This is a genomic window from Streptomyces sp. WAC06614, assembly GCF_003949795.1.
GTDB lineage: Bacteria > Actinomycetota > Actinomycetes > Streptomycetales > Streptomycetaceae > Streptomyces.
Map to the genome: position 1 here is coordinate 1 of NZ_RPRY01000429.1, position 4,917 is coordinate 4,917.

At 74.9% G+C, this 4,917-nt stretch carries 6 protein-coding genes; 3 read left to right on the forward strand and 3 right to left on the reverse strand.

Translation table 11 applies throughout. From position 1 onward, the window contains the following. Both EF918_RS32410 and EF918_RS32415 read right to left on the reverse strand, forming a co-directional pair. Positions 1-1,197 (reverse strand): STM4014 family protein (locus EF918_RS32410; protein WP_185922023.1); only part of this gene is annotated, 1,197 nt, incomplete at its 3' end. Positions 1,198-1,207: 10 nt separating this feature from the next. Continuing rightward, positions 1,208-2,167 (reverse strand): STM4015 family protein, encoded by a 960-nt coding sequence (locus tag EF918_RS32415; RefSeq protein WP_125652486.1) that lies wholly within the window; start codon positions 2,165-2,167, stop codon positions 1,208-1,210. 166 nt (positions 2,168-2,333) lie between these two features. Between EF918_RS32415 and EF918_RS32420 the strand changes: the two genes are divergently transcribed. From EF918_RS32420 to EF918_RS32430, 3 genes are all read left to right on the forward strand, one after another. Next, positions 2,334-2,660, forward strand: a complete 327-nt coding sequence (locus tag EF918_RS32420) for a hypothetical protein (protein WP_125652487.1) — start codon at positions 2,334-2,336, stop codon at positions 2,658-2,660. A 71-nt stretch (positions 2,661-2,731) separates the two neighbouring features. Further along, entirely contained in the window at positions 2,732-3,763 is a 1,032-nt protein-coding gene (locus EF918_RS32425) for a DUF6745 domain-containing protein (RefSeq protein WP_125652488.1), read from the forward strand. 69 nt (positions 3,764-3,832) lie between these two features. Further along, complete coding sequence (locus tag EF918_RS32430) at positions 3,833-4,471, forward strand: maleylpyruvate isomerase N-terminal domain-containing protein (protein WP_125652489.1); 639 nt, start codon at positions 3,833-3,835, stop codon at positions 4,469-4,471. Here EF918_RS32430 and EF918_RS32435 read toward each other — a convergent pair. Further along, positions 4,468-4,887, reverse strand: coding sequence for an SRPBCC domain-containing protein (locus EF918_RS32435; protein ID WP_125652490.1), 420 nt, complete (start codon positions 4,885-4,887; stop codon positions 4,468-4,470). The genes EF918_RS32430 and EF918_RS32435 overlap by 4 nt on opposite strands. Between the last annotated feature and the right edge of the window lie 30 nt (positions 4,888-4,917).

Below are 4,917 nucleotides of genomic sequence, written 5' to 3' on the forward strand. Positions count from 1 at the left end.
GTGGTTCCTCGGGCGGTACTGGTTCGGGTGGTGCGGTGCGTGCTCGTGGTGCGGGCGGAGCTCGTGGTGTGCTTCGGGTTCGTGGTGCGGGCGGCGCCGGGCGAACGCGGGGGCGGCGGCGACCTGGGCGGCGTAGGTGTCCAGTTCCTCGGCCCCGCTGCCGGGCAGGCCGGTGAGCCCGGGCAGCAGATCACCGAAGGCGTTGACCTCGGCGACGGCGAACCGCCGCCAGCCGACGGCCGGCAGCAGGTCGACTCCGACGCACAGGGTCCCGGGGAAGCAGGCCGCGGCCCGTTCGCAGATCCGCAGCGCCTCCGCCCAGTGCGGGCCCGCCGCCCCGACGGCGGCCGTCAGGTCGCCGCGCCGGCCGCCGAGGTGGAGGTTGGTGATCGGCGAACGGCTGGTGCGGACCACGGCATGGGTGGCCCGGCCGGCCACGACGACCACCCGCAGGTCGGCCGCCCGCCCGTCGCCGCAGGAGGCCTTCGGCCACCAGCGCTCCAGGTGCAGCCCGTCGGGCGCGAGGGCGTCGACCAGCGCGGCGACCTCCTTCTCGGTCGTGATCCGGCGCACCCGCAGCGAGTTGTGCAGGTGTCCGGCCGCGGTCACCTCCACGGAGGTGGTCGCCCGGATCCGGCCACGCCCGGCCGTCTCGACGGCCACCACCCCGGACGCCGACGATCCGTGCGCCGGCTTCACGAAGGCCCGCGGCATCCCGTGCGCCGCCATCAGCGCCCGTACGTCCTCCCAGCCGCGCACCGGGGCCTCGCCGCCCGAGGTCGGGGACTGCGGCACCGGCACCCCGGCCCGCTCCAGGACCCGGTGGCAGCGCCGCTTGTCGAACAGGACGCCCAGGTCCCCGGGGTCGTCCAGCCGTATCCCGCCGCGCAGGGAGCCCACGGCCGCGGTGAACGCCGCGTACCAGCGGGCTCCGCCCTCCACCCGGGTCGGTTCGGCCTGCCCGCGCAGCGCCAGGTCGACCTCCGGGTTCTCCCCGGGGGAGTCGAGGCGGACCAGCTCGTCGGGGGCGAAGTCGGCGCCGCCGGCGCGCAGGACGTCCGTCCAGGGCACGATCCGGGGCGCCGGCAGGCCGGCCTCCTCGACGGCCCGGGCGAACAGGCCGACCCGGCGGTTCTCCGGATGGCCCACGACCGCCCAGCGCGTCGGCGCGTGCCGCGTCGGTGCGTGCTGCGTCATGGCCGCGCCGCTACTCGCCGACGGCCACGAAGCGCCAGGTGCGGCCGTCCCACTCGTCCTCCTCGGCGTGGCCGGCGTCCAGGTCGAGGTCGACCCCGGCGGCCCCCAGCACCTCCTGGAAGCGCTCCCGCAGGGGCTCGCTCAGGTAGTTGTGGTGGAGGTCGAGCCCCTTGAGGTGGGTGAGCGGCTGGCCGCCGAGCAGCGCCGTCCCGCCCTCGTCGGTGAGCACGCCCATGGACAGGTCGAGGCTCTCCAGGCGGGCGACGACCGGCGCGGACGCCACCGAGGCGGCTATCTCGTCCTCGATGTCGGAGTTGCGCAGGCCCAGGTGACGCAGGCTCGGCAGGAGGTCACCGTCGAGGATCCGGGCGACGTCGCCGATCTCGCAGTCGCCGCCGTACTCGGAGGTGCCCAGCCACAGGTCCAGCCGCTCCAGCGCGGGCAGGTCGGAGGTGGCCACGCCGCGCACGGCCGCGGCCGGCATGCCGCCGGTCTGCACGGTCAGGGAACGCAGCCGCCGGTGGGCGACGGTGGGGAAGACCAGGCCGGTGCCCCCGCGGACCCCGAACTCCTCCAGCTCCGGGAACCCGTCGAGCAGCGGCCCCACGTCGCCCTGGTTGATCCAGGAGACCTCGCACTCCTCGGACTCCATGTCACCGAGGAACAGCGCGCGCAGGGCCGGCAGCCGGTCGCGGGCGTCGAGCAGCGCGGCGACGATGTCCTCGGGCCCCGAGTCGTACGCCTCCTGCCACGGGCCGACGACGATCGCCCGCACCCGGGAGAGGTCGACGGCGGCGGTGAACCGGGCGAAGACCTCCGGCCAGCTCTCCTCGCCGTCGTAGCAGTCCGAGGACAGCCGCCAGGCGACGGCCCCGGCGTCGGGCAGCGAGGACCCGCCGGTCGCGTCCCCCTCGGGGAAGTCGAAGACGGGCAGCCCGTACGACTCCTTCAGATGCCTCGCGTATGACATGGGTCCTCCGCCGTTCCTCGCCCGTCCCGTCCGATGTGCAGCAAGTTGTAGCAAGTGCCGCTGACAACGCCCGAGGCAGGGGCGGCGGAGGGCCGTTGTCGGACCCCCCGCGTACGGTCGTGGACGACGGGGCGCAGTGGGCGGCTCGACGGGAAGGGGGACCGGTATGTACCGGCAGGGGGACGTGCTCATCGTGCCGATCGACGCGTCGGCGGTGCCGGCGCACGTGGCGGAGGCGCCGCAGGAGCCGCGTGACGGGCGGGGCCGGCTGGTGCTGGCGCTGGGCGAGGTGACCGGGCACGCGCACGCCGTGGTCGGTCCGGGCCGACTGGTGCGCGAGCCGGGGCCGTTCGGGCCGCTGCTGCTGCACCTCCCGGACGGCGGACGGGTGGTCCACGAGGAGCACGCCGCGATACCGCTGCGGAAGGGCTGGTACCGCGTGGTGCGCCAGCGGGAGTACGTACCGGGCTCGGTGCGGCTCGTCGCCGACTGAGCGGACCGGGCGGACCGGGCGGGGCAAGGGCAAGGCAGCAAGTGGACGAGGGGCGAGGGGCACCGAGGGACATGGGGACGACGAAGGACATCGACATGTGGCGGGCGGCCGTGGCCGACACCGCCGCCGCACACCGGGCGGACGCGGAGGCGGGCGTCCGGCTCGCCTACCGCACGGCGGGCCTCGCCGAACCGGAGCAGATCGTCTGGGCACGCTCCCCCCGGGAGGCGCTGCGCCTGCTGGGCCCCGACGAGGGACCGTGCGGGGCGGGGGCACGGGGCCGCAGCGTCCGGGACGCGGTGCGCAGCGCCCCCTGGGCGGCCGAGCGGCAGCGAATGCAGCAGGAACTCGGTGCGCAGGGCTGGGCCGAGCGGTGGCACGCGACGGGCGGCCGGCTGTGGGAGACCACCCAGCGGCTGGTGGACCGCATCCGGGCCGGGCTGGTCGAGGAGCTGGCGGAGGACCGCGGCGAGGAGGCGGAGCTGCGGGTGCTGCTGCTCGACGCGGTGCTCGGCCAGCACGACGCGCCCTGGCTGGCCGCGTTCGACACCCGGGAGGGCACGCCCCTGCACGGGCTCGCCACGGTGGCCCGCACGGCGGGCTGGTGGTGGCCCTACGCACGCGTGGCCGTGGTCTGCGAACGCCCGGAGCAGCTCCACCGGGACGAGGCGGGCCGGCTGGACCGCGGCGACGGCCCGGCCCTCGCCTTCCCGGACGGTTTCGCCCTGCACGCATGGCGCGGCATGCCCGTACCGGCCGCGTTCCTGGCCGAGCTGGGCACCCTGACGCCGGAGCGGATCCGCGGCGAGGAGAATGCGGAGCTGCGCCGCGTGATGCTGGAGCACTACGGCTACGAGCGCTACCTGCGGGAGTCGGACGCCGAACCGGTGCACCGGGACGGGACGGGCGTGCTGTGGCGCATACCCCTGTCCGACGACGAGGACGTCGTGATGGTCGAGGTCGTCAACTCCACGCCGGAGCCCGACGGCAGCAGCCGTACGTACTGGCTGCGCGTGCCGCCGGACACCCGGACCGCGAAGCAGGGCGTGGCCTGGACGTTCGGCCTGGGAGCCGAGGCGTACGCGCCCGTGCGGGAGACCTGACGGACGGAATGCCGTGCCTGTTCGCGATGTTGCCCGGTGAGGTGATCGTCGACGACAGGGGGATGAAAGGTGACGCAGGTCAGGGAGCTCTACCTGAGCGTGGCGGAATCAGCAGGGAGGCTGCTGGCAGAGCCGGCGGTCGCAGGCGGCTGGCACCAGCCCTCCGCGCTGGCGAAGCTCAGCGTCGGTGGGCTGGCGGGCCACCTGGCCGGGCAGGTCTTCTTCATCCCCGCCGTGCTGGCCGAGCCGGAGCCCCCCGAGCCCACCCTCTCGATCCACGAGTACTACCGGCAGGTGAGTTGGATCGGCTCGGACATCGACACGCCGTTCAACCAGGGCATCCGGTCCGGCGGAGAGGACGAGGCGGCGGACGGCCCCGCCGCCCTGGCCGCGCGGGTCGCCAGGTGCGTCGACGAGTTGCGCGGCACCTTGCCGGCCACCCCGGACCGACGCGTGCGCCGCCCGACCTGGGGACCGTGGTCGATCAGTCTCGACGACTTCGTCACCAGCCGGACCCTGGAGCTCATCGTCCACTCCGACGACCTCGCGTACAGTGTCGGGCTGCCCACACCGGAGTTCCCGGCCCTGGCCGTCGAGACGGTCGTGGACGTGCTGTCGCGGATCGCACTGCGCCGCCATGGAGCGACCGATGTGCTGCGCGCACTGAGCCGCGCCGAACGCGCACCGGCCTCCGTCTCGGCGCTCTAGCGGGTCCCGGCGGCGTCCAGGGCCGGTTCGATGCGCTCCAGCACGGCCGGCCAGCCGCCGCCCATGCCTTCGTATGCCGCCCTGGCCAGCGGCGATTCGAGGTCGAAGCCGGAGTGCTCCAGGAAGAGGCGGGTGCCGGTGCCTTCTGCGACCAGGCGCCAGGTGACGGTGGTGTCCAGGGCGCCCGGGGCGAAGCTGTAGCTCAGCAGCCGTTCCGGGTCGACCGCGAGCACCTCGCACTCCTGGTGACCCCACGGTCCCATGTCGAGGGTGAACCGGTGCCCGACCTCCGCCCGTACGTCGCCGGCGGCCCACCAGCGGGCGTGCAGCTCCGGTTCGGTCAGGGCGCGCCACACGGCCCGGGGCGTGTGGGCGATGAACTGGTCGCAGTGGATGGTGCGGGTCTCCGTGCTCACGGGGCGTCGTCCTCGGGGGTGCGGGGGGTG